This window comes from Aminobacterium thunnarium, from assembly GCF_055390565.1.
Genome location: NZ_AP042412.1, coordinates 2,084,874 through 2,109,422, shown reverse-complemented (window position 1 = coordinate 2,109,422; position 24,549 = coordinate 2,084,874). Strand labels below are relative to the sequence as shown.

Sequence of the window (24,549 nt, the reverse complement as noted above, 5' to 3'; positions counted from 1 at the left end):
TTTAAAACTAGATCCCCAGATATGCTTCGCGTATTCCAGGATCATTCATAAGCTCTTGTGATGTTCCCTCCATAACTAAATTACCAGCTTCGAGAACATAGCCTCTGTGTGATATTTTTAAGGATGCGAGGGCGTTCTGTTCGACGATAAGAATGGTGATTCCAAACTCTTTATTGATATTCTGAAGAACTTCAAAAACTGTATCTACGAGTTTAGGCATGAGCCCCATCGAAACTTCGTCTACCAAAAGTATGTTGGGATTTGAGATGAGGGCTCTGGCTATAGAAAGCTGCTGCTGCTCTCCTCCCGAGAGCGTATTTGCCGCTTGATTCTTTCGAGATTGAAGAATAGGGAAAAAGGAGTAAATCCATTCAAGGTTTTTTGTCAGATCGACCTCCTTTCTCATTTTATATATTCCAATGAGAAGATTTTCATACACTGTCAGATTGGGGAAAACACGTGCACGTTCAGGAACGAGACGTATCCCTTTTCTGGCACGTAAATGGGCGGGAAGTGCGGTAATATTTTCATCGTTGAGAAAAATATCTCCTGAATGTGCTGGAATTATTCCCATAAGAGCGTTCATAATTGATGTTTTACCTGCCCCATTTGCTCCTATTATTGAGACGAGCTCCCCTTTTTCCACATGGAAAGAGACACCATGAACGGCTTCAACTTGTCCGTAGCTGATATGAAGGTTATTGATGTTGAGCAGCATCCTTTTGTCCCCCTTTGCCCAGGTATGCTTCTATAACATCCGGATTTGATGTGATTTCTTCAGGTGATCCTTCTGCAAGCCATGCTCCTTGATTAAGAACGACAATGCGATTACAGAGTTTCATAGCGACTTTCATATTGTGTTCTATGAGGAGAATTGAAACGCCCTGTTCTGTAAGAGAAAAAACGAGGTCCTCCATTTTCGTGATCTGTTCTTGCCGCAGCCCAGAAAATGATTCGTCAAGAAGCAGTAATTTCGGTTGAAGAGCTAAGGCTCTTCCTATTTCAAGACGCCTGAGATCCCCGAGAGGCAGTGTTTCTGAAAGTCGATGAGCATAGTGTTCTAGCCCGACTTTTCTGAGAATGTTCATAGCTTGATCTTGTATATCAGACGTTTGCCAACGATGGGTAATTGCTTTGGAGGACGGGTAGTACTTAACCCCCAAGGCAACCATAATGTTTTCAATAACCGATAGGTGGGAAAAGGGTTTTACTATTTGAAAAGTGCGCCCTATTCCCATGTGGGCAATTTCATGGGGAGAACATCCATCGATTCGGTTTCCGTTAAAATGAATACTTCCCTGAGATGGTTTATATATGCCGGAAATCATATTGAAACAGGTCGTTTTTCCCGCACCATTTGGACCAAGCAGCCCAAAGATGTCTCCCGTTTTCAAATTGAACGAAACATTATTGACTGCTTGAAGACCTCCGAAGTTTTTCGATAGGTTTTTAACAGAAAGAAGAATACTCATTATCCATTCCCCCTCTCTTTACGAGAAAAAATAGAAAGGAGAAAACTGTTTTTGCCAAGAAGTCCCTGAGGTTGAAAGCGAATCATAAGTAAGAGCAGTGCACTATAGAGCAGCATACGGTAGTTTGCCAGAGGACGAGCCAACTCAGGTAAAGAGCCTAGGATAAGAGCGCCAAGAAGAGGGCCCCATAATGTTCCCATACCACCAAGAACGACAAAAGAAAGCAACATGACTGAGACTGTAAATCCGAAGTCGGAAGGAGCAATAAAGTGCATCTGGTGAGCATAAAGGGCTCCTCCAACACCAGCTATGGCAGTTCCCATAACGAAAGCTATAAGCTTAAACCGCATAGGAGATATTCCCATACTTGAAGCAGCTGTTTCATCTTCGCGAAGGGCTATACAGGCCAACCCCATCCATCGTTTGGCAAACCATCTGTTTATCAAGACGACGAGTAAAAGTACGCAGAGACAGAGAGCCAAATAATTTCCCCCTTTAAGTTTGGTACCCCAGAAGACGACACGAGGAATACCTCCAAGACCGAGAGCTCCACCAAAGAAGGGAATATAGAGGAAAATGGCTTCTACTATGAAGTTGATGCCGATAGTCGTAATGGCTAAAAAATCATTCTTAACCCGAAGGCTGGGAAGGCCGCAAAGAATACCTATAATGGCGCTGATAAGAATAACAATAGGGAGGGCCCCCCAAAAAGTAAGTCCGGCTTTTGTTGTAAGAAGAGCCGCGGAATAGGCTCCGATTCCGAAGAAAGCGGCATGGCCGAGAGATATTTGTCCAGCATATCCTACAATAATATTTAGACCATATGCGACAATAGCGTAAATGGAAATGAAGATAGCAACAGTGATAACGTAACTCATAGTTGACCCCCCTTACCCTTTCCTTCCAAAAAGGCCTTGTGGTTTCCACATGAGGACAACGATCATAGCGATAAAGGCCAGAGCATCTCGAGGAAGGGGAACGTGAGCAAAACCGATAAGAACCGTTTCAGCGATTCCTAAAGCAAGAGAAGCAATAACTGCTCCGGGAACAGAACCTAACCCTCCTACAACGATAAGAGCCAGTGCCTTATAAGCGGGTACAGCCCCCATTCCCGGGGAGACAGTATTGTAGTAAATTCCCACTAAAACTCCGGCGAGGGCAGCAATTGCAGAACTGATAAAAAAACTGAGGTCTATAATACGTTGGCTGTTAATCCCAAGAGAACTGGCAACAGCCATATCTTGAGAGGTGGCTCGCATAGCAAGCCCTGTTTCTGTCTGTGTCGAAAAATACCAAAGCAGGAAAAAGACGAGCGCGGTAATGATGTAGATTCCCATAAGATTTGATGAAATAACCATTCCCTTGATTTTTAGAGTAGGGAAAGGAAGCGTCAAAGAGTAGGTTTGTACAGTTGGTCCGGCAATGAGACGAATAAGCTCTTCCATGCCGGTGAAAATAGCAATACTACTTATTAGAGGAACGTAAGGAGGAAATTTCAATAAGGGGAAATATATGTAGCGCTCTATTGCAACCCCTAGAAAACCGCAGAAAACCATACTCGCAATCATGGCAAGAAAAATATTTCCAGTTAATGAGTATATACCAATGCCTATATAGGCTCCAACCATATATACCCCAGCATGAGCAACATGAAGTATACCAAGAATGCCATAAACGAGAGCGAGCCCAAGAGCAATCAGAGCATATGTTGAACCTGTGGCAAGACCGTTTAAGATTTGTTCAATAAGCAAATACATTCCCAAAATCACCCCAATGCTATGCAAAAAATATTATTCAAAAAATTTGCCGCAAGAGAGAAGGAAGAGCGACAAGCTCTTCCTTCTCTTTATCTTTTTATAGGGTTATTTCTGCTTCCAGGCTTTATTTACAGTATTTTTAACAAGGGTATCGTTAGGAATGAATGGAAGGGTGAAATGATAATCTTCAGTGTATTTTTTGTTGATGTTTACGGCGACTTCTATAGCGTGATCGCAGCGGCTCCAAGCCCTTCGGGCGACACCGCTTAAAACGTCCCACATCATAGCTGATTTGATAATTGCATCTGCCTCTTCTGATCCGTCAAGAAGCAGACCAAAGCCACTGTTTATAACCTTACCTATGCCAACTCCTCCTCCATTATGGAGAGCAACGAGAGACATGCCTCGTGCAGCATTTCCTGCAAAGCATTGAGAAGCCATATCGGCGCATATGTTGCTGCCATCCTTAATGTTTGAAGTTTCTCTGTAAGGAGAGTCTGTTCCTGAAACGTCGTGATGATCTCGTCCAATCATAACGGGGCCTATTTCTTCATCTCGCACCATTTTATTGAAGGCGAGAGCTATATTCCTTCGGCCTTCTGCGTCTTGATAAAGTATTCTGGCTTGAGTGCCTACAACAAGCTTATTCTTTTCTGCATCTCGAATCCATATATAGTTATCGCGATCTTGAGGACGACGATGAGGATCAATACAGTTCATAGCTGCGTGGTCGGTTTTTGAGAGATCTTCTGGTTTGCCACTTAAACATACCCAGCGGAAGGGGCCGTATCCGTAATCGAAAAGTAAGGGGCCCATTATATCTTCAACATAAGAGGGGAAGATGAATCCTTCTCTTGTGTCTTCTCCGTTTTTGCAGATCTCTTTGACGCCAGCATCAAATATGGCTCGCATGAAAGAGTTTCCATAATCGAAGAAAAAAGTGCCTTTATCGACAAGTGCCTTAATACATTCAAAATGTTTCCTAAGAGTGGCGTCAACAAGGATTTTGAATTGTGCAGGATCTGAGTGAAGCATTTCAGTTCGCTGTTCAAAGGTTAATCCTTGGGGGCAATATCCGCCATCGTATACGGCGTGGCATGATGTTTGGTCTGAGAGTAATTCTATATGAACACTTTCTTTAACAGCATATTCAAGCAAATCGACAATGTTCCCATGATAGGCGATGGAAATCGTCTCTTTTTTGTCCATATATTCTTGGGCCAGGGTGAAAGCTTCTTTGGCATTGTCTACAACTCGAGAAACCCACCCCTGATCGTATCGAGTCTGAATACGGGAAGCATCTACTTCAGCAATAATGCCGACGCCTCTAGCAATTTCTACAGCTTTTGGCTGGGCTCCACTCATGCCGCCCAGGCCTGAAGAGACGAAAAGATGTCCCGCTAAATCTTCATCATTTTTGAGGCCGAGATGAAGACGTCCCGCATTGATAATGGTGTTGAATGTGCCGTGAACAATACCTTGAGGGCCAATATACATCCATCCACCTGCAGTCATTTGTCCGTAATTTGTAACACCTAACTGCATAAGGCGATGCCATTCTTCCTGATTATCAAAGAGTCCGATAAGAAGACCGTTTGTTATGATTACACGAGGAGCATCTGGCTTTGATTTGAAAAGTCCTACTGGATGTCCTGAAGAGACGACAAGTGTCTGGTTGTCAGTGAGTTCTTCCAGATATTTTTTAATGAGACAGTACTGCATCCAGTTCTGGCAGACCTGGCCTGTTTCGCCATAGGTAACGAGCTCGTATGGGTAGAGTGCCACATCGAAATCAAGGTTATTATCAATCATTACCTGAAAGGCTTTTCCTGCAAGACACTTTCCCTTGTATTCATCTATAGGTTTACCATAGATACGTTTCTTGGGTCTAAAGCGATAGCCATAGATACGTCCTCGCGTTTTGAGCTCGTCCATAAATTCAGGGGCGATCTTTTCGTGAAGTTCTTCGGGTATATAGCGGAGAGCATTTTTCAGCGCAAGTTCGGTCTCTTTTTGATTTAGAGTCCATCCTCTGTCTGGAGCTCTTCGAATGTTTTTCTCAAACTCCGGATATTCAGGAAGCTCGGCATCTAATTTAATGGTCATTGCCTCAGAAACTAAATGATTTGTACTTTCCATGAAACACACCTCCTCTGAGTCAGAAAAATTTTCTATGCAACTAAAATTCCCTTTTTATATACGGAAATTACTGGTGATACGCCGGCATGATAGGCGAGAATTGCGGGAGATTCACCATCGAGAAGTAAAAAGTCGGCTTGCTTCCCTACTGTGAGACTGCCTATACGATCTTCCATGCCGAGAGACCATGCCGCGTTAATTGTTGATGCCACAAGAGCTTCTTCCACGGTCATATTCATATTCATTACTGCGAGACCGAAAACAAAGGGCATGGATTCGGTAAAACACGATCCAGGATTGCAATCAGTAGCAAGAGCAACGGGAACATCAAGTTCAATCATGCGTCGTGCGGGAGCGTATGGCTTTCGAAGGCTATATGCTGTTGCAGGAAGAAGGTTGGCAATAACCTTCCCTTGAGCCATGGCTTTTAAATTTTCTTCTGAAGCGGCAAGAAGATGTTCTGCTGATACTGTTTGAAGTTCTGCTGCAAGGCCTGCGCCTCCTGTATCATGAACCTCATCAGCGTGGATTCGTGATTTGAGCCCATATTTTTGCGCTGCCTGAAGAATTTTTCGACTTTGCTCAATGGTGAAAACACCTTCCTCGCAAAATACATCGCAAAATTCAGCTATTCCCTGCTCGGCAACGGCAGGGATCATCTCGTTGGTAAGAATGTTGACAAAGGTGTCTGGGGCTTCTTTATATTCTTCTGGAATAGCATGGGCTCCCATGAAGGTGATGGCGACGTCAAGGGGTGTTTCTTGTTGAATTCGACGGATGACTCGCAGCATCTTCAGTTCAGTCTCAGTTTCAAGGCCATATCCGCTTTTTATCTCAATTGTCGTTGTGCCAAAGGAGAGAGCGGAAAGCACATTTTCAAGAGTTGTCTGAAAGAGTTCCTCTTCGCTTGCTTCTTTTACGGCTTGCACAGACGAAAGAATGCCTCCGCCTGCCTTTAAAATGTCGAGATAGGGGGTTCCGGCAAGTCGCAAAGCAAATTCCTTTTCTCGTCTCGCCGCGAAGCAAATATGAGTATGGGGATCGACAAATCCAGGGATAAGGCAGCAGCCTTGGCAGTCGATTTCCATATCAACATCATGGAAAGAAAGACCTTCTAAAACATAACCTTCCTCTCCTATCTTTTCGATGAGGCCATTACGGCAATAGATTGCGCCATGAGAAATGGTGTTAACTTTTCCCTGATCTTTTCCCGAGAGTGGGCTGTCTTTAGATTCTGGGGTAACAATAGTTGCGTTTCGGAAGAGTGATGTAATCATGCTTGTTCCTCTCCCATCAATTCAAGCAACTTGATTTCTAAAACCTGATTTCGCTTAAAATCGTCTATTTGCATATAGTAAGCAGAGCTTTCAAGAATAGCTGCGGCGGGGATCATGCCGTATACTTCTGTCCCGTTGATCGTTACGCCCCAACGGGCTGCCTCTGCTTTGATCAGCTCAAGCACTCTGTACATGGCAGTTTGTTCATAATCAACGAGATTCATGCTAACCTGCACTAGTCCTTTTTCTTTCAAGGCAAGGCCTATAGCCTTAACGCTGGTAAAGCCTCCTGTAGAAGCACGGAGATGACGGGCAATGCTTTTGGCAATATCAACATCTGTTGTGTTGAGATTGACATTAAAAGCGACAAGAAATTTTCGAGCTCCAATAACTGTTGCACCTGCCGTGGGATGGAGGCAAGGTTCTCCTATATCGGGGCGGCGCTTTTCTTCCCTTACTTCGGTTTTGAGAGCTTCATACTGTCCTTTTCGAATAACCTCAAGGCGTTTCCTTTCAGGGTTGAGAGCTGCTTCTTCATAGAAATAGACTGGAATTTCAAGCTCATCAAAAAATCGTTTTCCAAAGGTATGGGCGAGTTCGACACATTCTTCCATTGTGATTCCTGAAATAGGAGTAAATGGAATAACGTCAATAGCTCCAATACGTGGATGAGCTCCCTGGTGAGAGTTGAGATCTATGGCATCTCGAGCTACTTTAGATGCTTCTATAAGAGCGTTGCAGATAGCTTCAGGTTTACCTGCCAGACTCACAACCATCCTATTGTGATCAACGTCAGCTCTCGAGTCTAGAACGTAACATCCCTGGTGGCGCCTAAAGGGGGCAAGAATGGCATCCATAACATCTTGCCGTCTTCCCTCACTGAAATTCGGAACACACTCTATGAGTTTCGGCATGGGTAAAATCCCTCCATTTTTATAATTGTGATGATATTTGTCTTCCTGCTTCCTTAAGAAGGTTCAGAAGTATTTCAACCTGGCCGTCAAAACTTGAAGAAAGGCCCGCAAGGCCAAGCTGGCAGATAAATTGATTGCTATGGTCGAAAACCGGAATACTTAAGTCTCCGGCATTTATCATCCATTCTTCTTGACTGAAAGAGTATTTTTCCGTCTGAATTTTTTTAATTTGCTCTTTGAGTTGATCTGGATTGGTAATAGTTTTTGAAGAAAAACGTTCAAGTTCTTGCGAGAGAACGATTTCCTGAATTTCAGGTTTTGCGAAGGCAAGAAGTATTTTCCCCGTTGCTCCTGCATGTAGAGGAATAGCCATTCCCTTATGGGCGACAAATTTCAATGCCGTTTCCGGTTCCACAGAATGAATACACTTTCCTCCAGTTCCATTAAGAACAGAAAGAAGAACGGTTTTTCCTGTTTTAGAAAGAAGATCTTTCATATGCGGATCGCAAAGTTGAATCAGTTCATGGTAGAAAGCTCGTCGATTGAAAAGGAGATAAAAACGTATGCCAGTCCTAAATTTTTCTGTAATTGGATCTTGATAGACCCACTCATCTTTTTGCAGGGAATGAAGAAAGCGATGGACAGTTGTTCGTGGAATGCCTGTTTGTTCTTCTATTTCTCGAATACTCAGAAGGTTGTCTGCTTTACTCAAAGTTTCCATGATAGTAATGATGCGATGGATAGTATCATGACGGGAAGAAGAAGGTATCATCTATACACTCCTTTCAGAATGGGACATATTGTCCCAAATCAGTAATCACGTTACTCCAATGTATATAAAAAGTCAACTATAGAGGGTTTTGCCATCATTTTGCTATACTGTAAATTAAGAGCGAAAGGGGGAGAAACTATGAATTACAGAACAATGCCGGGGATGGATGAAGAACTCTCTATTCTTGGTTTTGGATGCATGCGTTTGCCATTAACTTCTGAAGGAATAATTGATGAGGGCGAAGCTACAAAAATATTGCGTTATGCTATTGATCATGGCGTAAATTATGTAGATACGGCTTGGCCCTATCACAACGAGATGAGCGAACCCTTTGTTGGGAGAGCCTTACTCGATGGCTACCGTGATAAAGTCTATCTCGCAACGAAACTCCCATCATGGCTTGTAGAAAAGCATGAAGATATGGACTCCTTTCTTAATGAACAATTGCGACGTTTACAGACAAAAACAATAGATTTTTATTTGGTTCACTCATTAAATAGAGAACGTTGGAATAATATGGTGAAGAACGATGTCTTTTCTTTTCTTGAAAAGGCTATAGCTGATGGCCGTATTCGCCATGCAGGGTTCTCTTTTCACGGAGAGTATGAGCTTTTTGAAGAAATTTTAGATGCATGGCATTGGGAATTTTGTCAGATTCAATACAACTACCTTGATGAAAATTATCAGGCTGGAACTAAGGGATTGAGAGAAGCTGCTTCTCGTGGCCTTGGCGTTATTATTATGGAACCTCTCCGAGGCGGCAAGTTGGCAACGAATGTTCCAGAGCCCATTCAGAATCTATGGCAAGAAGCGGAAGAAAAAATGAGCCCTGCTGCTTGGGGTTTAAGGTGGGTGTGGAATCACTCCGAAGTATCTGTTGTTCTAAGCGGAATGAATTCCCTTAACCAAGTGAGAGAGAACATCATTGTGTCTGAAAAGGGAGAACCTGGCACTCTTTCCCATCATGATCTGGATATTGTGGAAAAGGTAAAAAATGAATATAAGAAACGGATGAAAGTGGATTGCACAAATTGCCGCTATTGCATGCCTTGCCCGCAGGGTGTCAATATTCCTGAATGCTTTAATCGCTATAATATGGCTTTCATGTTTGATGATGAAAAGATGGCAAAAGATACATATTTTGTATTCGTAAAAGATTACGAGAGGGCAAGTTTATGTGTCGAATGTGGAGCGTGCGAGGAAGTTTGCCCTCAGAACCTTCCTATTCGACAGTATTTGAAAGATGTTGTTGATCTTTTTGAGGCAGACAAGGAAAAAGAGTAGGATTTGGCGATCTTTGTTGAAAAAGGCAAGCCGAAGATAAAACTATTGAGTCTTTTCTTCGACTTGCCTGATATTAGGTTTTGCAGAGTTAGAACATTTCTATAAAAGCGCTAATACGTGTCGATAGTTGTCCTGTATCGCTTCTTGAGTAATCGGTTTCCAAAGAAAGATAAGGTATATTTTTTTGTTCCCGAGCAAATTCTCGAATAGTATAGGTTTCTATATTGTAGGTATGGCATGCTTGTAAAACGACTTCCACAATACCGTCAACATGATATTCGTCAATAATATCGGAGAGTAGGTCAAGGCGCCCCCTATTAGGAGTCAGACATGAACAGCTGATCTGTAGATAACGCTCTGTCAATGCGTCCATAGGATGTTTGTTCTCATCCACAAAGCGAGATACTGATTTGAGGCCGCCACATGTTTCAAATCCTACGACAGCCCCTCCATTGTCCTCTATAATTTCGACAACTTTTTCAACATTCCCACCAATAGGACATCCAGTAATGAGTATGCGCGGCTTTGATGGTGAAATTCGCCGTTCCCCTTTATCCCAAGCTTCTTTAACAAGATGAGTAATCTTTTCGATTTTTTTAATTAGTTGTTCTTTGTCAAAGGTCTTGTCTGCGTATTCTGTCATAACGCGAATCTCTCGTCCCGTAATAGCTGGAGGTGTAAGGGCTGCGAGTCGGTAAAATTCGATGAGAGCTTTTCGCTCCCTGTTTAGAAGATAAATTTCCCTCTCAAGGTCATCGTCAGTGATAGCAACGTGAAAAGTCTCTTCGATTTTTCTCTTAAGAAGATACATTTCCTTTCGCCAATACTCGAAATCTTCTGGGCGACTATTGGTTTGTGGTAATTGCATAACGTGCGTAGGTTTTATTTTATTTAATAATTCGTACATCTTCTTTTTGCCGTCACACGTTGTTTCTCCTACTACAAAATCACAGAAGTGAAGGTATGGACACGTATCCGTTAATGCGTATCCGTAACTAGATTTAACAAGAGGACACAGATTGCGGGGAAGATGTTGTTCTGCAGGAGCAATACTTTTTTCTCCAGTACCACAAAGTCCGACAGGTATAGCTTTTCCTGCATAAATAAGCTCTTTAGGGGAAAAGGCGCAATAGTAACCGACAACCTTTCTTCCCGCTTCACTTGCTTCTTTTATATATACAGTACCATCACGCAAATGTTCTCGAAGTTCGTCAAAAATCTGATCAGTTGATTGGGTCATCAGTATTCCTCCTTATCTGCCACGTTAAGAGCTTTGACTGCTGCACCTATCGCTCCTATAAGTTGTGGAAAGGGCAATGTCACGAGAGAGCATGGAAGAGATTCAGAAAGAAGAGATGCGGTTCCTTCAAGAGAGGCAATTCCGCCACTGAAAGCGATCTTTTCTGTTGATGGAAGAGCACCTAAAAGAGGAGCGATCTTGGCTGTCATAGAGTTGAAAACTCCCCGAGCGATTTTGCCCTCATTGATGCCGTCATTAAGAAGAGAGATCACTTCGCTCTCAGCAAAAACGGCACATACTGAGCTAATGGGAACACCTTTTTCCTCATTTTGGGCCAGAGTAATGAGTTCATTAATATTTCGTCCGAGAATATGGGCCATGTTTTCCAAAAAGCGTCCTGTTCCGGCAGCGCATCTATCATTTAAGCGAAAATCAAGAACATGTCCTTTCCCATTCATACATATGGCTTTGCTGTCCTGTCCGCCAATATCGAGTAAACATCGAGTTTCTGGTGCCATCATGATAGCTCCGGTGGCATGAGCTGTAATTTCTGTTATTACATTCCCCCGAGGAATAAAATCTTTGAGGCGATGCCGTCCATATCCTGTTAAACCAACTATAGAAGCATCAGGAAGACTTTTTATAAAATCTTGGATTTTACCTGGAACTGCTGCTTGAACAGAATAGTCGACAATCTCTTTATCATTCATCAAAACCCATTTAGATGTGCGACTACCCCAATCTATGCCAATTACCTGAGTGTTTTTAGAAGAGCGTCTATGCGTGTTCTTAATTGGCCTTCATCTCCCAACGTTATATCCTTCTTTGGTTAATTCTTCATACGAATAAAAATTATAACCAAAGAGAAGAGAAATAACAATAGAAGCCAAGGAAGGGGTTCCCTTGGCTTCTATAAAAACGTGCTTGATAATAATTAACGATTATTGAACTTAAAGAACCGCTTTAACCATTCCTCCATCAGCGATGATTGTCTGTCCTGTAATATAGCTATTTGCTTCAGAAGAGAGAAAAACAGCAAGACGGGCATATTCATCAGGCATGCCATATCGTCCTAAAGGTATCTGATCTATTGCTTGGCGACTTACTTCTTCAACCGAGACTCCTTTTTTTGCAGCTAAAGCCTGGTCGAGCTGACGTATTCTCTGTGTGTCAAAACGTCCTGGTCCTATGGCATTAATAAGAATGTTGTAAGGAGCGAGTTCTTGTGAGAGAGTTTTTGTCAATCCAATAACGCCCAGTCTGAATGTATTCGAAAGTATAAGATTTTCTATAACCTGTTTCACGGAAGATGATGTGGAGTTGATGATCCGTCCCCATTTTTGAACCTTCATGAAAGGAAGAACTTCTCGAATTGTACGGACGTAGCTGAGAAGATTAAGCTCAAAAGCATTTTGCCATGCTTCATCATTGAAAGTTTCAAAGGTTCCTGCAGGTGGCCCTCCTGCATTATTAACAAGAATCGATATAGGTCCAAGTTTTTCAGTAGTAACGCGCACCAGATTTTTTATCTGCTCTACTTGTGTAATATCGCAAGCCGTATAATAAGCTGTAACACCAGTATCGTCCGTGAGTTCTTCAACTGCACGACGTAATTTTTCTTCGTTGCGGCTGGCCATCATTGTAACAACACCCTCCATTAAAAAACGTCGGGCCATTGCCTTACCCAGTCCACTACTTGATGCCATGATGAGGGCGACCTTTCCTTTTATACCAAGATCCATTTCTTTTCCCCTCCCTTTCAAAAAACTTTATAATAGTATTCTGTAAATTCTGTTTTTATTCAAGAGGCAAGATTACTTTTTCGGCATTTTATCGGATAAAGGAAGATATTCTTCATGATAAAATTAACTGGATTTATAAATAAAGAATACATTTCTCAAAGGAGAGATTTCTATGTCTAAACATTTATTTTTTCCCGTTCTTGTCGCAAGTTTGGCCGTTGTGATTTTGTTATGGAATGCAGGAAGTGCTTCCGCAGCTTTGCCTCCCCTTGTTTCTCTTGAAGATTTTTTCAAAAATCCTGAAAAAATATCTTTTTCTCTTTCTCCAAATGGAGAATATTTAGCATATATGAAACCATGGCAACGAAGGATGAATGTATATGTTCAAAAAGTAGGTTCCAATGGTGAACCGAAGCGCCTTACAGAGGCTATATCTCGAGATATAGCCGGATATTTCTGGAAGGGAAACAATCAGATTATTTATGTTCAAGATTCAGGAGGAGATGAAAATTACCATCTCTTCTCTGTTGATATAACTGCTCAGACAAGAAAAGAGCTAACGCCTTTTTCTAATGTACGGGTTTCTGTTGTTGATGACTTGGAAGATGTGGAAAACGAGATGCTTATTGCTATGAACCGCCGCGATCCACGTCTTTACGATGTGTATAGAATTAATATTTTGACTGGAGAACTTACTCTTGTTGCTGAAAATCCTGGAGATATTGCAGGATGGCTCACAGATAATGACGGGAAATTAAGGGTTGCCGTTCGGAGCGATGGTGTACAAACGAGTCTTCTATATAGAAAAACCGAAACGGAGCCTTTTAGAACTGTTGTAACGACGAATTTCAAGGACTCTATAGATCCGCTATTTTTTACCTTTGACAATAACTATCTTTACGTGGCGTCGAATCTCCACCGCGATAAGAGCGCTATTTATCGTTATGACCCGGAGACTGGGGCTTTTCTTGATATGATATATGAACATCCTGATGTTGATGTTTACGGGCTTCTTCGCTCAAAAAAACGTAAAGTTATTACAGGTGTTCGATATATAACAGATAAGGGGCACTATCAGTTTTTTGATTCAGAAAGGGAAGAAATACAAAACACAATTGAAAAGAAGCTTCCAGGTTATGATGTTGTTGTGGCAAGTATGACCCGAGATGAAAATCGGATGCTTGTTTATGTAGGTAGTGACAGGACATTAGGAGCTTATTATTTCTACGATCGTAAGACGGGGGACTTTAAAAAACTTGCAGATTTAAGCCCGTGGCTTAAAGAAGAAGAGATGGCTTCCACAAGGCCTATTTCATATACCGCAAGGGATGGCCTTACTATTCATGGATACTTAACTCTTCCAGTGGGAGTTGAGCCTAAAAATCTTCCTGTAATAGTTCATCCTCATGGTGGGCCATGGGTTCGAGATACATGGGGATTTAGTCCCGAAGTACAATTTTTGGCCAATAGAGGATACGCTGTTTTGGAGATGAATTACAGAGGCTCAACTGGTTACGGTAAGAGTTTTTGGGTCGCTGGCTTCAAAGAATGGGGCCGCAAAATGCAAGATGACATTACCGATGGAGTGCAGTGGCTTATCGAAACGGGAGTAGCCGATTCGGAGAAAATAGGCATCTATGGTGCTTCTTATGGAGGATACGCGGTTTTGGCTGGATTGGCATTTACTCCCGATCTTTATGCATGTGGAGTTGATTATGTCGGACCGTCTAACATCTTTACTCTTTTAGAAACTCTCCCCCCCTATTGGGAATTAGGTCGTCAGATGATGTATGAGCAAATAGGTGATCCGGAGAAAGATAAGGAGTTGCTCCGAGCGGCATCCCCTGTTTTCCATGCGGATAAGATCCAATCCCCGCTTTTTGTTGCTCAAGGAGCTAACGATCCTCGTGTAAAAAAGGCCGAATCTGATCAGATAGTAGAAGCGCTACGTAGGCGAGGTGTCGATGTGGAATATATGGTAAAAGAAAATGAAGGACACGGCTTCAGAAATGAGGAAAATCGTTTTGATTTTTATCGGGCAATGGAAAAATTTTTAGCGCGTCATCTTCAGGGACGGGTTAAAGAATAAACGGGAGTAAGAGGAAGTGAACAAAAAGGGGTTTTCAGTTAAGAAAACCCCTTTTTGTATAAAAACAGCACATAGCTGCTGTTGTTGTTTCTGCTAGATTCTCCAAAAGATTGAAATCAACATTGCTTGTCGACCATAATGCAACAAAACCTCGGAATATGTTCCCTTCAGTTAGAGTGACAATAATGTCAGCTCCCTGAATCTCTTCAAAAGCCAGTAATTCGGGAGCGTTTAAAAAATCAAAAAAGGAAGAGGCCATCTCAAAAGAAGAAAAAATAGAAATATTGGGATCAGTGATAGAGAGAGGGCAACTATAAAGACATTTGCCTGAATGAATAACTTTCCCGTCTTGATAAGTTCCATGGAAAACGTAACTTTGTCTTTCAGAATCCCAAGCGACGATTAAACTTTTATGGCTTTGGGTTACTTCGCTGAACATATCAAGAATACTATCTAATAAACTGCGTCTCTCCGTTTGTCGCATGAGATGCAGTGTTGCATTGTGAAGAGCTTGAAGAGCAAATGTTTGACTTGTCAATTGTTTAACAGCACTATCCCTTTCTTCGTGAAGGCAGGAAATCGATAGCGCTTTGGAAGCAATGTTGCCAAGAAGTTCAAGAAAATTCAAATCCTCTTGTTCTAATGCTCTATTCCATTTTAAAAGACAATAAAGTCGCTGCTTTTTACTAAGAACAGGAAGAAAAACGGTCCATTTTTTTGAAAGCTGCGCGTAATGATTTTCTCCGAAGAAATTTTTGTGTTTTTCATCGATAGGAAGAGGCGCAGAAGTGAGAAACCTTTTAGTCAGAACAGCGTCGCGTTCTGGTATGGCATGAAGTTTCCCTTCGAGCAGATGAAGCATGTCTCCGTCATCGTGAAGGATCAACAAATCTTCTGGGAAGAGACTCTCTCGTATAACATCGCCTAAAAAAGCGGCGAAATATTCAAGCGGCATAGGCTCAAAGATAGAAGCAAGAGTACTTTTTGTTGCTAATATCATATAGTCAAGGCGAGAAAGACGATGCTCTATCTTTTCTTTTTCTTTGAAAGATTGCCAGATGTCGATGATTCCTTCAAAAGCGGGCAATGTTTCCAGGAATGAAGAAGATGGTTGTTGATCAAGAAGAAGATAAAATGACCATTTTTCGCCTTTTATGGAAAGCCCCCATTTCCATGTGCAAGAAAATAAATCTACGTTAATTGGGAAAGGGCTTAAAGACATCTGGTTTGAAAAAAGTGAAGCAATATGTTCGTTTTTATCAGAAAGAATAAGGCTGGAAGGAGTGATGCCAACAGCTTCAAGAAGAATAAGTTCATCCTTTCGAGATTCCAAAAGAAGGGCTCGATTTGTATAATTCGAAAGATAGTCGGCAAATCGGTCTAAAATGCCTCCATGGAGGATAAAAGACATCTTTTCGTAGAGGTCATGCACGATGATTTCACTTCCTTTCACCTTTTATTAAAGTTAATTTAAAAACCATAGTACAGGATGGACGTTTATTCGTCCACCGTAAAAATAGTTTGCCTGCTAGAATAATGTTTACATAGTTTAGTTTTTGAAAAGGAGGTTCTCTAAAGGAAAGAATATGGAAGAAAAGCTTTCTGTTTTACTTGTGGATCAAGATCTAATGACGGCTTCGGTTATGAAGCAGTTTATAGTTGCAGTTCCTGGTTTTTATGTAGCAGGTATTTCTACGTCTTTGCCTCATATTTGCGTTACTCTGCAAAAAAATCAGATCGACCTCGTTGTCTTTGAGCCTTTGGGGTTAGCGGAGAATATTGCTGAGGTTGTGGGGCGTATTCATCGTATATCCCCTATGACAGCTTTTATAGTGGTTTCATCAAAAGCAGATCAATTTTCAGTTCGACAGGCTTTAAGCTTGGGAGCTCTCGATTACGTATTAAAACCTTTTTCCTTCGAACGTTTTAGAAGGGCTCTCTATATATGTCAGGACAGGAAAAAACTTCTGAGTACCCTTCCTAAAATTTGTATGCAAAACACGATTGACGAAGTTATTGTAGCTCAGCGAGAGAGACTTTTTTTTAGCTACCTTCCCAATGGAATTCAAAAAGAAACTCTCGAACAAATGGCAGAAACTCTCTCTTCTTTGCAGGAAGCAGCTACTATTGATGAGATAGCTCAATTGACAGGCTTTTCGCGAACGACGACGTGGAGATACCTTCATTATTTGTTGAATATAGGAAGGATTGTTTCAACTCTTGAGTATCAAGTTGCGGGCAGACCGCTGAAGAAGTTTCTATATATTAAATAAAGCCCATTCTATCCCCTTCTTTTTAATTATTTTATATAGGAAAATAAGCTCTCTATCCATGAAATAAAAGGATAAAATATGAAATATTTGGTTTTTTTATTGTCACGTGGCTAAAACCAGATATGATTTTTAATCATATCTTATTGAATATTTTTCAAATTACACAAAGGGGGACATGCCAACGTGACGATTAAAGCCAGACTTTGGGGGATGCTAGCAGTTATTCTTATCGTGATTGCCGTAATGACGGGAATTACGTACTATCGAGGACAATCTATTCTTGTAGATACGATTAATAAGGCCGGTATTGAAACAACGCGAGAAGGGACAGCTCTTATTGATGGTTATTTTGAGCGTTTGACAGGTATTCTCAATACTTCAGCGGAATCTCTACGTCATAGTTGGGTCTACCTGAATCTAACTGATGAAGATAACATTGAAAATTTTGTTACCAATTTGACCAATCGGAACAAAAGAGAAGGAATTATGAACATCTATATGGGAATAGAGAAAAATGGTCGCCTCGCTGACGGAACAGGATGGAAAGAGCCGGAAGGGTACAATGTTCGTGAAAGACCTTGGTATAAACAGGCAGTCAATGCAGGCAAAGTTGTTCTTACCGATCCTTACATAGATATGGTGACCAATGAAGTCGTTTTATCTATTGCTATGCCTATTTATGATAATTCAGGAGCTCTTCTTGGTGTTGTTGCCGAAGATGTAAATTTGTCGAGCCTATCTGAGATCGTTGCGTCTCTAAAAATTTATGAGACGGGAGATTCAATGTTAATCACTCATGATGGACTTATCGTTTCTTCTCCTCATGCTGAAGATGTTATGAAGTCTAATTTATTGAAAGACAGCAAGTTCCCTGAAGCGTTAAGAAATGTAGCCCAAAAAATGCTTGATGGTGAAGAAGGATGGGCAACATATTCATATGGAGGAGTCGACAAAATCGTTTTTTATGCACCTACTAAACATGGGCTTCCTCTAGCAGTCTTTTTCCCTCTCGCTGTCATTACTAAGATTATCCGTTCTCTTACAGGGGTATTGCTTATCGTTTCGGTTATAGCCATTATCGTTATTGCTCTTATAGTCTTTACTATTGCGAGAGGCTTGGCTCGTTCTATTCGGCATATGGAAGAAGCGACAAACAAGATTGCAGATGGTGATCTCACAACAAAATTTGATACAAAGGGTAAAGATGAAATAGCCCGTATCTCAGAACACCTCAATGGTATGGTCGATCGCCTTCGTGATCTTGTCTCTTCTGTTAAGAACGAAGCTGTAGATACATCACAGCGAGCAGAGACTCTAGCCTCGTTATCAGAGGAGACTGTTGCTTCTATGGAAGAGGTTGCCGGTGCTATTAACCAAGTGTTGGAAATGTCTGAAAGCAGTTCCTCAGCTTTGGAAGAAACAAACGCTTCTATTCAGGAAGTGGCTGCTAGTGCTCAATCTGCGGCTAAATCTGCAACTGACGGTGCGGAAGGATCTTCAAAGGCAGTTGAGATCACGGAAACAGCCGTTGAGGATGTAGATTCAGTTATTAATAATATAGCGGAAGCTGTTCAGGGTTCGAAAAAAGGAGTTGAAACGATCCAATCTCTTGGACGTTCAGTTGCGGATATTTCTGGATTCGTTGCAACCATAACTTCTATTGCCGATCAGACTAATTTACTGGCTCTTAACGCTGCTATTGAAGCTGCTCGTGCTGGAGATGCCGGACGAGGTTTTGCCGTTGTTGCCGAAGAGGTAAGAAAGCTGGCAGAAGAGTCAGCCCAGGCAGCTCAAAAAGTAGAAGTCCTTATTGTGGAACTTCAAAAGAGTTCCGAAAGCTCTATTGGAGCCGCCAATGATACTGGTCGGATACTTGAGAAAACCATGAATCAGGCCTCCTCTGCGCAGGAAAAACTTCGCGAGGCTGTTGCTGCAGTTGTTAAAGTTTCTGAGGCTGTTCAGAGTATCGCTGCTGTCTCCGAGGAGCAGGCTGCATCTAGCGAAGAAATGACAAGCGCAGTGCAAACTGTTACAGAATCTACAACGGAAGTTGTTCAGTCAGTTAGTAACATCAAAAATGCTTCTGCCGAAACCACAAAAGCAGCAGAAACAATTGCTCAGGAAGCACAAAACATGTCTCAGGCTGCGGAAACACTTTTAAGTCTGGTCTCTCAGTTCAGAGTTGATTCAGGTCAAGAAAGAACAGGTCTAGTTCCTGTAAAATAAAAGGTTAATGTTATAATCAATAACCTAAAAGTTTAAAGAAGATATATTTCAAATATAAAAAATAAGAGTCCCCATGGGTGAATAGCCTGTGGGGACTCTTATTTTAAATAATAAAAATATTACAACAAGACTTGAGAAATGGGATAACTAGATTAAACTGTATGTACCATGAATTATATTGGCTATTTTTCTGCAAGGGGGATGTGGGATGTATGGGTTTTAACAAACTTGGGACGCGCATTACTGCTATCGTCGTTATTTTGATTCTTGCAGCAATTGGAGGAGTAGGTTTTTTTGCCCTTCAAAAGAGCTCTTCTGCTTTAAGTGAGGCTGCAGTGGCTTATGAAACCTCTGAAGCAGAACGTATTGCTAAAACACTCGATAATACTTTTGGTCGATTTAACGGTTTACTTCTTGCCTTGAACGCTACAGTAAAGACTCGCTTTAAACCTGTTATGGCACGAGCACTTGGAATGGATTCCTATGTTGCACAGTTTGCGGCTACGAACGTCCAATTCGTTTCAGAACTTGGTGCGCAGGTTGATGAAACCCGCGAAATTTTTGTTTGCTTCAACCCTGAGGAATTTGAAGGCGATAAAGTACATATGGTGAGTTTTTCGAGGGAGAACGAAAATTCCATTTTTAGATATTCTGAAAAAACTCCCTATGTAGTTGCAGATCTTTTAAATCGAGAAAAAGATGAGACCTCTTGGTTTTGGCGTCCTCTGGACACTAAAGAAGCAGTGTGGGGAGATATCGTCGTTCGAGAAGGTGGCGAAGAGATGATTCCCTACTCTATGCCTGTTGTGGTTGAGGGAAAGGTTATTGCCATCATAGGAATGCTTTTTGATTATTCTTTTGTACGGGATACTCTTCAAAATATTCATCTCTACGAAACAGGATACTCCTTTTTGCTCAATAGAGATCTTCAGTTTATGTATCATCCCGAGTTTTCTTTCGAAGGCCCCTCTTTTAAAGAGATAGAAGGCGGACATTTAGCTGAATTTACTAATCAGATGCTCAATGAAAAATCGGGCCTCTTTGTTCATGATATGAACGGTGAACCTGTAGCTGTTGCCTACCAGACTCTTGAAAATGGTTTCATTCTTGGTGCTGTAGCTCCTCAGAATGAGGCTTTGGCAGCTATATCTGCTCTTCGAAAAGCTATTCTTATTGGTGTATTAATTGCTATTGCTATTGCCGTACTCGTTATTTTTGCTTTCTCAAGAAGCTTGTCTGTTCCCCTGAATCACGTCGTTCAAGTGGCTAAAAAGATAAGTTCCACAGGAGATCTTTCTATACAGTTAGAAACATCTTCTTCAGTAACTGAAATTCGTGAGCTTGTAAGTGCTTTTAATACCTTGATTTTGGGGGTAGGCGAAGTTGTTGCGGCTATTCGTGAAAATGCGGAAAAAGTTCTTGAAAGAGCAGAAAATCTCAATACAGCAGCAGAACAAGGAACTGCTTCCGTTCAGCAAGTTGTCGCCTTGACAGAAAAAGTGAGTCAAAATACTCAAGACTCTGCGGCGGCCGTCGAACAAGCTAATGCGGGTGTTCAAGAAGTGGCTGCCAGTGCCCAGTCTGGAGCTAAGACTGCATCGGAGGCTGGGGAGAGCGCATCTCAGATTTCCGAAGCTGCAGAGCGAGGTGGAAAGGCTGTTGATGCTATTGCCAGCCTCGTTGAAGAGGTGGCGGGAGCCGGTAAAAAGGTGGGCTCTGCTATAGATGAACTTGCCGGTTCAGTCGATGGTATTACTGGTTTTGTCAATACAATTACCCAGATTGCAGATCAAACAAATTTGTTAGCTCTTAATGCAGCTATCGAAGCGGCACGAGCTGGAGACGCCGGTCGGGGTTTTGCTGTTGTAGCAGAAGAAGTTCGTAAACTTGCCGAAGAATCAAGCAGAGCTGCTTTGCAGGTAAGCGATGTAATTTCTGAAATTGCGAATCGAACAAAAACAGCGACAAATGACCAAAAGGGCTCAGAGGCAAAGGTTAATGTGCTTGTAGAAAAAGCAGCTGAGACTAAAACTGTTATTGATGATGTCGTCGATAAAATTGCCTTGGTGAACGAAAGTGTTCAGACCATTGCTGCAACAATGGAGGAGCAGTCTGCAAGTGCTCAGGAAATGACGGCAGGAATGGATAATGTTGCTAGAACAAGTCAGGAGATTGCAGATCAAGTGGCACAAATTACTCGCTCTATGGATGAGCAAGGAGAGGTGTCTCAATCTATTGCTGGCGCTGCTGGCGAGCTTGTTCGATTGAGTGAGGATATGCAACAGGCTGTTTCTAAATTTAAACTTAAACAAGAGCAAAAGAAACAAAGCACAGGACTTGTTCCAGCAGAAGCGTAGACTAGATAAGAAAGGGCCGCTCAGTAAAGCGGCCCTTTTTCGTAATAAAATTTACGACGTAAGGTCAAGGCGCTTCCGTGTCTCTTCCGTAGGTACTCCTTCTTCGTCCCAACCTCGTAATTTATAGTATTCGGGAAGCATTTCAGGAACTCGACTGAGCTTTCCCTTTCCAGGTCCTTCTGGTATCGGCTCTTTCAACAATCTAGGTGGAAGTGTATCTTCTTTTGACGGGATAAGTCCTTCCCGCAAGTTGAAAAGTCGCTCAAGATTCCAGATCCTTTCTCCGCACGTCATTATTTCATCTCCAGTATAGTCGAACCCTGTTGCTGCTTTTAAGAACGCTGCATAGTCAGAAGCATCAAGGGCAAAGGATGTGAAAAGACACATGCCTGAAGAATCAATAGTTGCGGTAAGGTCGTGGAATATTTTTGCCCACATTGGTTTTTGTGATATATCATCAGGGTCAAGCTTTTCAGGGGCTCCGAGTATCTCCGGAGAGATAAGATAACCTCTGACATGACATGCTCCTCGATTACTCACTGCATATGTCAAACCTATTCCCTGAATTCCTCTGGCATCGTACGCTGGCATCTCTTGCTTTTTTACGGTCATAGAGAGCTCTGGATGTCCATACATGTTACATAATTGCCAAGAACCTTGAGCTAATTTTTTGCCAAAGCCCTCCCCTTTTCCCATCTTCTCTGTCCAATATACGATAGCTTCCTCATTCCCAAAGGTTAGTTCAGGGCCACCTTCGAGTTCTTCTTTTGCAATGAGTTTTTTTTCATATAGCTCCATTGCTGCGGCAATGGTGACGCCGGCACTGATCGTATCGAGGCCGTACTCGTTACATAGATAATTGGCGCGAATAATAGGTTCAATGGATGCAATGCCACAACATGCGCCAAATGCGAAAATTGTTTCGTATTCAGGCCCTTCTCCTGCTTTGTCTTTTACTTTTGTTATTCGTCCACATCCTATGGGGCATCCAAAACAATGATAGTTATTTGTAAGATATTTTTCTGCTAATATCTCTCCAGATTGTTTGTCGGCGTCATCCATATATGCACCTTGCCAGTTCCTGTATGGATACGCTCCTGTTTGGTTAATAATATTGACTAAAATTGCTGTCCCGTATGTAGGAAGACCTTGGCTTGTGACAGGATGGGCTTTCAGTTTTGCCATTTTTTCTTTCAGCACTGAAGAAAGTTCTTTGGAATTTGATACATAAGGAGAATTTGTTCCTTTCACAACAATGGCTTTTAGATTTTTTGAACCCATTACGGCTCCGACGCCACTTCGTCCTGCCGCTCTGTTTTTGTCGTTCATAATAGAAGCTATACGGGAAAGTTTTTCTCCTCCTGGGCCAATACATAATACTTTTGCTTTCGCATCATTGATTTCTTCAAGGATTTTATCTGTTGTCGCATGCGTATTGAGCCCCCAAAGATGGCTTCCTTCTTTTATTTCCACATGATCATTTTCGATATACATATATACGGGATGATCCGATTTCCCTTCAATAATAAGCATGAACCAACCAGCTTTAGCTAGCTCAGCTCCCCAATATCCGCCGGAATTGCTTGATGCAATATATCCGGTTAAAGGGCTTTTGGTTATGACCATATAACGGCCGGCGGCAGGTGCACTACGGCCTGTTAAGGGACCTGTAGCGAAGATGAGACGATTCTCAGGACTAAAGGGGTCAACATTGACAGGGTTTTCGTCAAAAAGAATTTTAGAACCATATCCACGTCCACCAACATACTTGCGAAGAAGTGAATCATCCACTTCTTCTTTGCTGATTTTGCGAGAAGACAAATCTACCCGCAAAATGGTGCCTAAACGGCTTACCATGGGTGTCTCCTCCTTCTCTCCACTCTTTTATCATTCTATATGTTTCTTCTCTCAACTCTATTTCTCTATACACAAACAATCCTTAAAAGTGTTGGCTTTTTTCTCCGCATATCACCTCCTTAATCTAAAAATTAAAGGATTGAAGGTTCGTATAAGTGGTTAGCCTTCCAATAGCGCTCTAAAATCTCAAGACGAGATGAAACTTTATCGCCAAGCTCCTGGGCTATACTGAGAATAATGCAATTCAATGTACTTATTGGAGCGGCAAAAGAGTCGATGAATGAGATTGGTGTGTATGGTATTGCCACGACATGAAGGGCGTAGGTAGCTAAAGGACTTGTATATTCATCTGTTATAGCAACTGTTTGTAAGTCATTTTCTTTAGCATGACAAAGTACATTAACAGTCCATGTTGAGTATCGAGGAAAACTAATTCCTACAACGACACTTTGCTTTGGCGCATTGACAAGTAGCTCGTATGGAGTATCAAGGGGCATCAATTTTACATCTGGTAATAGCCATGACAGGTAGAATGAGAGATAGTAGGCTAGAGTGTATGAGCTTCTATAACCAGCGATATAGATGGCAGGAGCCTTAACGAAAAGAGAAGCAAGATCTTGAAGAATTTCTTCATCAAGACGAGACCTGGCCAATTGCATAGCGTTAAGATCTTTGCTCATTGCCGTGTCTAAAAGTCCTTTTTCACCTGAAGATCTATATTTTTCCAAGCGTTCGAGAGTCGATAGATGATCAATGAGCATATTCCGAATTGCCTGATGAAGTTCCAGATAGCCAGATAAACCCAATGTATAGGCGAATCGGATAACTGTCGCTTCGCTTACTCCAACATGTGAACCAAGTTGTGATGCTGTTAGAAAAGCGGCCTCTCGTGGTTTCTCTAAAATGAAGCGGGCAACTTTCTTTTGCCCCGGGGATAATTCATTCATTTTTGCTGTAATGAGTTCTTTTAACATAGCTAGTGTCTCCCCTTTTGAGTTTCTTTGTCAATTAAAAGGTCGATATTGCCCTCAAGTTGAAAAAAAATATCCTTTGAGATATCATGAGAATATTCTAACATATTTGCATATTTTAATTTTATTTTTCATGTTTTAACTCTTGTATCTTTAGCTTCACTCTTCACGCAATAGAA

At 41.8% G+C, this 24,549-nt stretch carries 19 protein-coding genes; 5 read left to right on the top strand and 14 right to left on the bottom strand.

What is annotated here, in order from left to right; translation table 11 throughout:
• Positions 1-7: 7 nt before the first annotated feature.
• The 8 genes from ACZ5GY_RS10315 to ACZ5GY_RS10280 all read right to left on the bottom strand — a co-directional run bounded on the left by ACZ5GY_RS10315 (position 8) and on the right by ACZ5GY_RS10280 (position 8,331).
• Positions 8-718: an ABC transporter ATP-binding protein gene (locus tag ACZ5GY_RS10315; protein ID WP_213690037.1), complete on the bottom strand. Its 711-nt coding sequence runs from the start codon at positions 716-718 to the stop codon at positions 8-10.
• Positions 699-1,472, bottom strand: coding sequence for an ABC transporter ATP-binding protein (locus ACZ5GY_RS10310; protein WP_213690036.1), 774 nt, complete (start codon positions 1,470-1,472; stop codon positions 699-701). The genes ACZ5GY_RS10315 and ACZ5GY_RS10310 overlap by 20 nt, the downstream gene beginning before the upstream one ends.
• Positions 1,472-2,350: a branched-chain amino acid ABC transporter permease gene (locus tag ACZ5GY_RS10305; RefSeq protein ID WP_213690035.1), complete on the bottom strand. Its 879-nt coding sequence runs from the start codon at positions 2,348-2,350 to the stop codon at positions 1,472-1,474. The genes ACZ5GY_RS10310 and ACZ5GY_RS10305 overlap by 1 nt, the downstream gene beginning before the upstream one ends.
• A 12-nt stretch (positions 2,351-2,362) precedes the next feature.
• Positions 2,363-3,229, bottom strand: a complete 867-nt coding sequence (locus tag ACZ5GY_RS10300; RefSeq protein WP_213690034.1) for a branched-chain amino acid ABC transporter permease — start codon at positions 3,227-3,229, stop codon at positions 2,363-2,365.
• Positions 3,230-3,334: 105 nt separating this feature from the next.
• Positions 3,335-5,368: a urocanate hydratase gene (locus tag ACZ5GY_RS10295; RefSeq protein WP_213699685.1), complete on the bottom strand. Its 2,034-nt coding sequence runs from the start codon at positions 5,366-5,368 to the stop codon at positions 3,335-3,337.
• Between the two features lie 32 nt (positions 5,369-5,400).
• Positions 5,401-6,645 (bottom strand): imidazolonepropionase, encoded by a 1,245-nt coding sequence (gene hutI / locus ACZ5GY_RS10290; protein WP_213690032.1) that lies wholly within the window; start codon positions 6,643-6,645, stop codon positions 5,401-5,403.
• Positions 6,642-7,559 carry a glutamate formimidoyltransferase gene (ftcD, locus tag ACZ5GY_RS10285; protein ID WP_213690031.1) on the bottom strand — a complete coding sequence of 306 codons (918 nt, stop codon included), beginning with the start codon at positions 7,557-7,559 and terminating at the stop codon, positions 6,642-6,644. The genes hutI and ftcD overlap by 4 nt, the downstream gene beginning before the upstream one ends.
• A gap of 19 nt (positions 7,560-7,578) precedes the next feature.
• Entirely contained in the window at positions 7,579-8,331 is a 753-nt protein-coding gene (locus ACZ5GY_RS10280) for an IclR family transcriptional regulator (RefSeq protein WP_213690030.1), read from the bottom strand.
• Between the two features lie 138 nt (positions 8,332-8,469).
• On the opposite strand from ACZ5GY_RS10280, the gene ACZ5GY_RS10275 reads away from it, so the two are divergent.
• The gene (locus ACZ5GY_RS10275) at positions 8,470-9,615 is read left to right on the top strand and encodes an aldo/keto reductase (protein ID WP_213690029.1); all 1,146 of its coding nucleotides are present in this window, start codon (positions 8,470-8,472) and stop codon (positions 9,613-9,615) included.
• Positions 9,616-9,703: 88 nt separating this feature from the next.
• On the opposite strand, the gene ACZ5GY_RS10270 is transcribed toward ACZ5GY_RS10275, so the two are convergent.
• From ACZ5GY_RS10270 to ACZ5GY_RS10260, 3 genes are all read right to left on the bottom strand, one after another.
• Entirely contained in the window at positions 9,704-10,855 is a 1,152-nt protein-coding gene (locus ACZ5GY_RS10270) for a double-cubane-cluster-containing anaerobic reductase (protein WP_213690028.1), read from the bottom strand.
• Positions 10,855-11,601, bottom strand: a complete 747-nt coding sequence (locus tag ACZ5GY_RS10265; RefSeq protein WP_323401783.1) for an acyl-CoA dehydratase activase — start codon at positions 11,599-11,601, stop codon at positions 10,855-10,857. The genes ACZ5GY_RS10270 and ACZ5GY_RS10265 overlap by 1 nt, the downstream gene beginning before the upstream one ends.
• A 204-nt stretch (positions 11,602-11,805) precedes the next feature.
• On the bottom strand, positions 11,806-12,597 hold the full coding sequence (locus ACZ5GY_RS10260) for an SDR family oxidoreductase (protein ID WP_213690027.1): 792 nt from the start codon (positions 12,595-12,597) through the stop codon (positions 11,806-11,808).
• Between the two features lie 172 nt (positions 12,598-12,769).
• On the opposite strand from ACZ5GY_RS10260, the gene ACZ5GY_RS10255 reads away from it, so the two are divergent.
• A complete protein-coding gene (locus ACZ5GY_RS10255) occupies positions 12,770-14,686 on the top strand; it encodes a S9 family peptidase (protein ID WP_213690026.1) in 1,917 nt (638 codons plus the stop codon).
• A gap of 34 nt (positions 14,687-14,720) precedes the next feature.
• Here ACZ5GY_RS10255 and ACZ5GY_RS10250 read toward each other — a convergent pair whose 3' ends face one another.
• Positions 14,721-16,097 (bottom strand): hypothetical protein, encoded by a 1,377-nt coding sequence (locus ACZ5GY_RS10250; RefSeq protein ID WP_464111842.1) that lies wholly within the window; start codon positions 16,095-16,097, stop codon positions 14,721-14,723.
• A 175-nt stretch (positions 16,098-16,272) separates the two neighbouring features.
• Between ACZ5GY_RS10250 and ACZ5GY_RS10245 the strand changes: the two genes are divergently transcribed.
• The 3 genes from ACZ5GY_RS10245 to ACZ5GY_RS10235 all read left to right on the top strand — a co-directional run bounded on the left by ACZ5GY_RS10245 (position 16,273) and on the right by ACZ5GY_RS10235 (position 21,542).
• Positions 16,273-16,959: a response regulator gene (locus tag ACZ5GY_RS10245; RefSeq protein ID WP_213690024.1), complete on the top strand. Its 687-nt coding sequence runs from the start codon at positions 16,273-16,275 to the stop codon at positions 16,957-16,959.
• 183 nt (positions 16,960-17,142) lie between these two features.
• Positions 17,143-19,185 carry a methyl-accepting chemotaxis protein gene (locus ACZ5GY_RS10240; RefSeq protein WP_464111841.1) on the top strand — a complete coding sequence of 681 codons (2,043 nt, stop codon included), beginning with the start codon at positions 17,143-17,145 and terminating at the stop codon, positions 19,183-19,185.
• Between the two features lie 212 nt (positions 19,186-19,397).
• Positions 19,398-21,542, top strand: coding sequence for a methyl-accepting chemotaxis protein (locus tag ACZ5GY_RS10235; RefSeq protein ID WP_213690022.1), 2,145 nt, complete (start codon positions 19,398-19,400; stop codon positions 21,540-21,542).
• A gap of 51 nt (positions 21,543-21,593) precedes the next feature.
• Here ACZ5GY_RS10235 and ACZ5GY_RS10230 read toward each other — a convergent pair whose 3' ends face one another.
• A complete protein-coding gene (locus ACZ5GY_RS10230; RefSeq protein WP_213695546.1) occupies positions 21,594-23,399 on the bottom strand; it encodes an aldehyde ferredoxin oxidoreductase family protein in 1,806 nt (601 codons plus the stop codon).
• A 131-nt stretch (positions 23,400-23,530) separates the two neighbouring features.
• Positions 23,531-24,373 (bottom strand): MurR/RpiR family transcriptional regulator, encoded by an 843-nt coding sequence (locus ACZ5GY_RS10225; RefSeq protein WP_213690020.1) that lies wholly within the window; start codon positions 24,371-24,373, stop codon positions 23,531-23,533.
• Positions 24,374-24,549 lie beyond the last annotated feature (176 nt).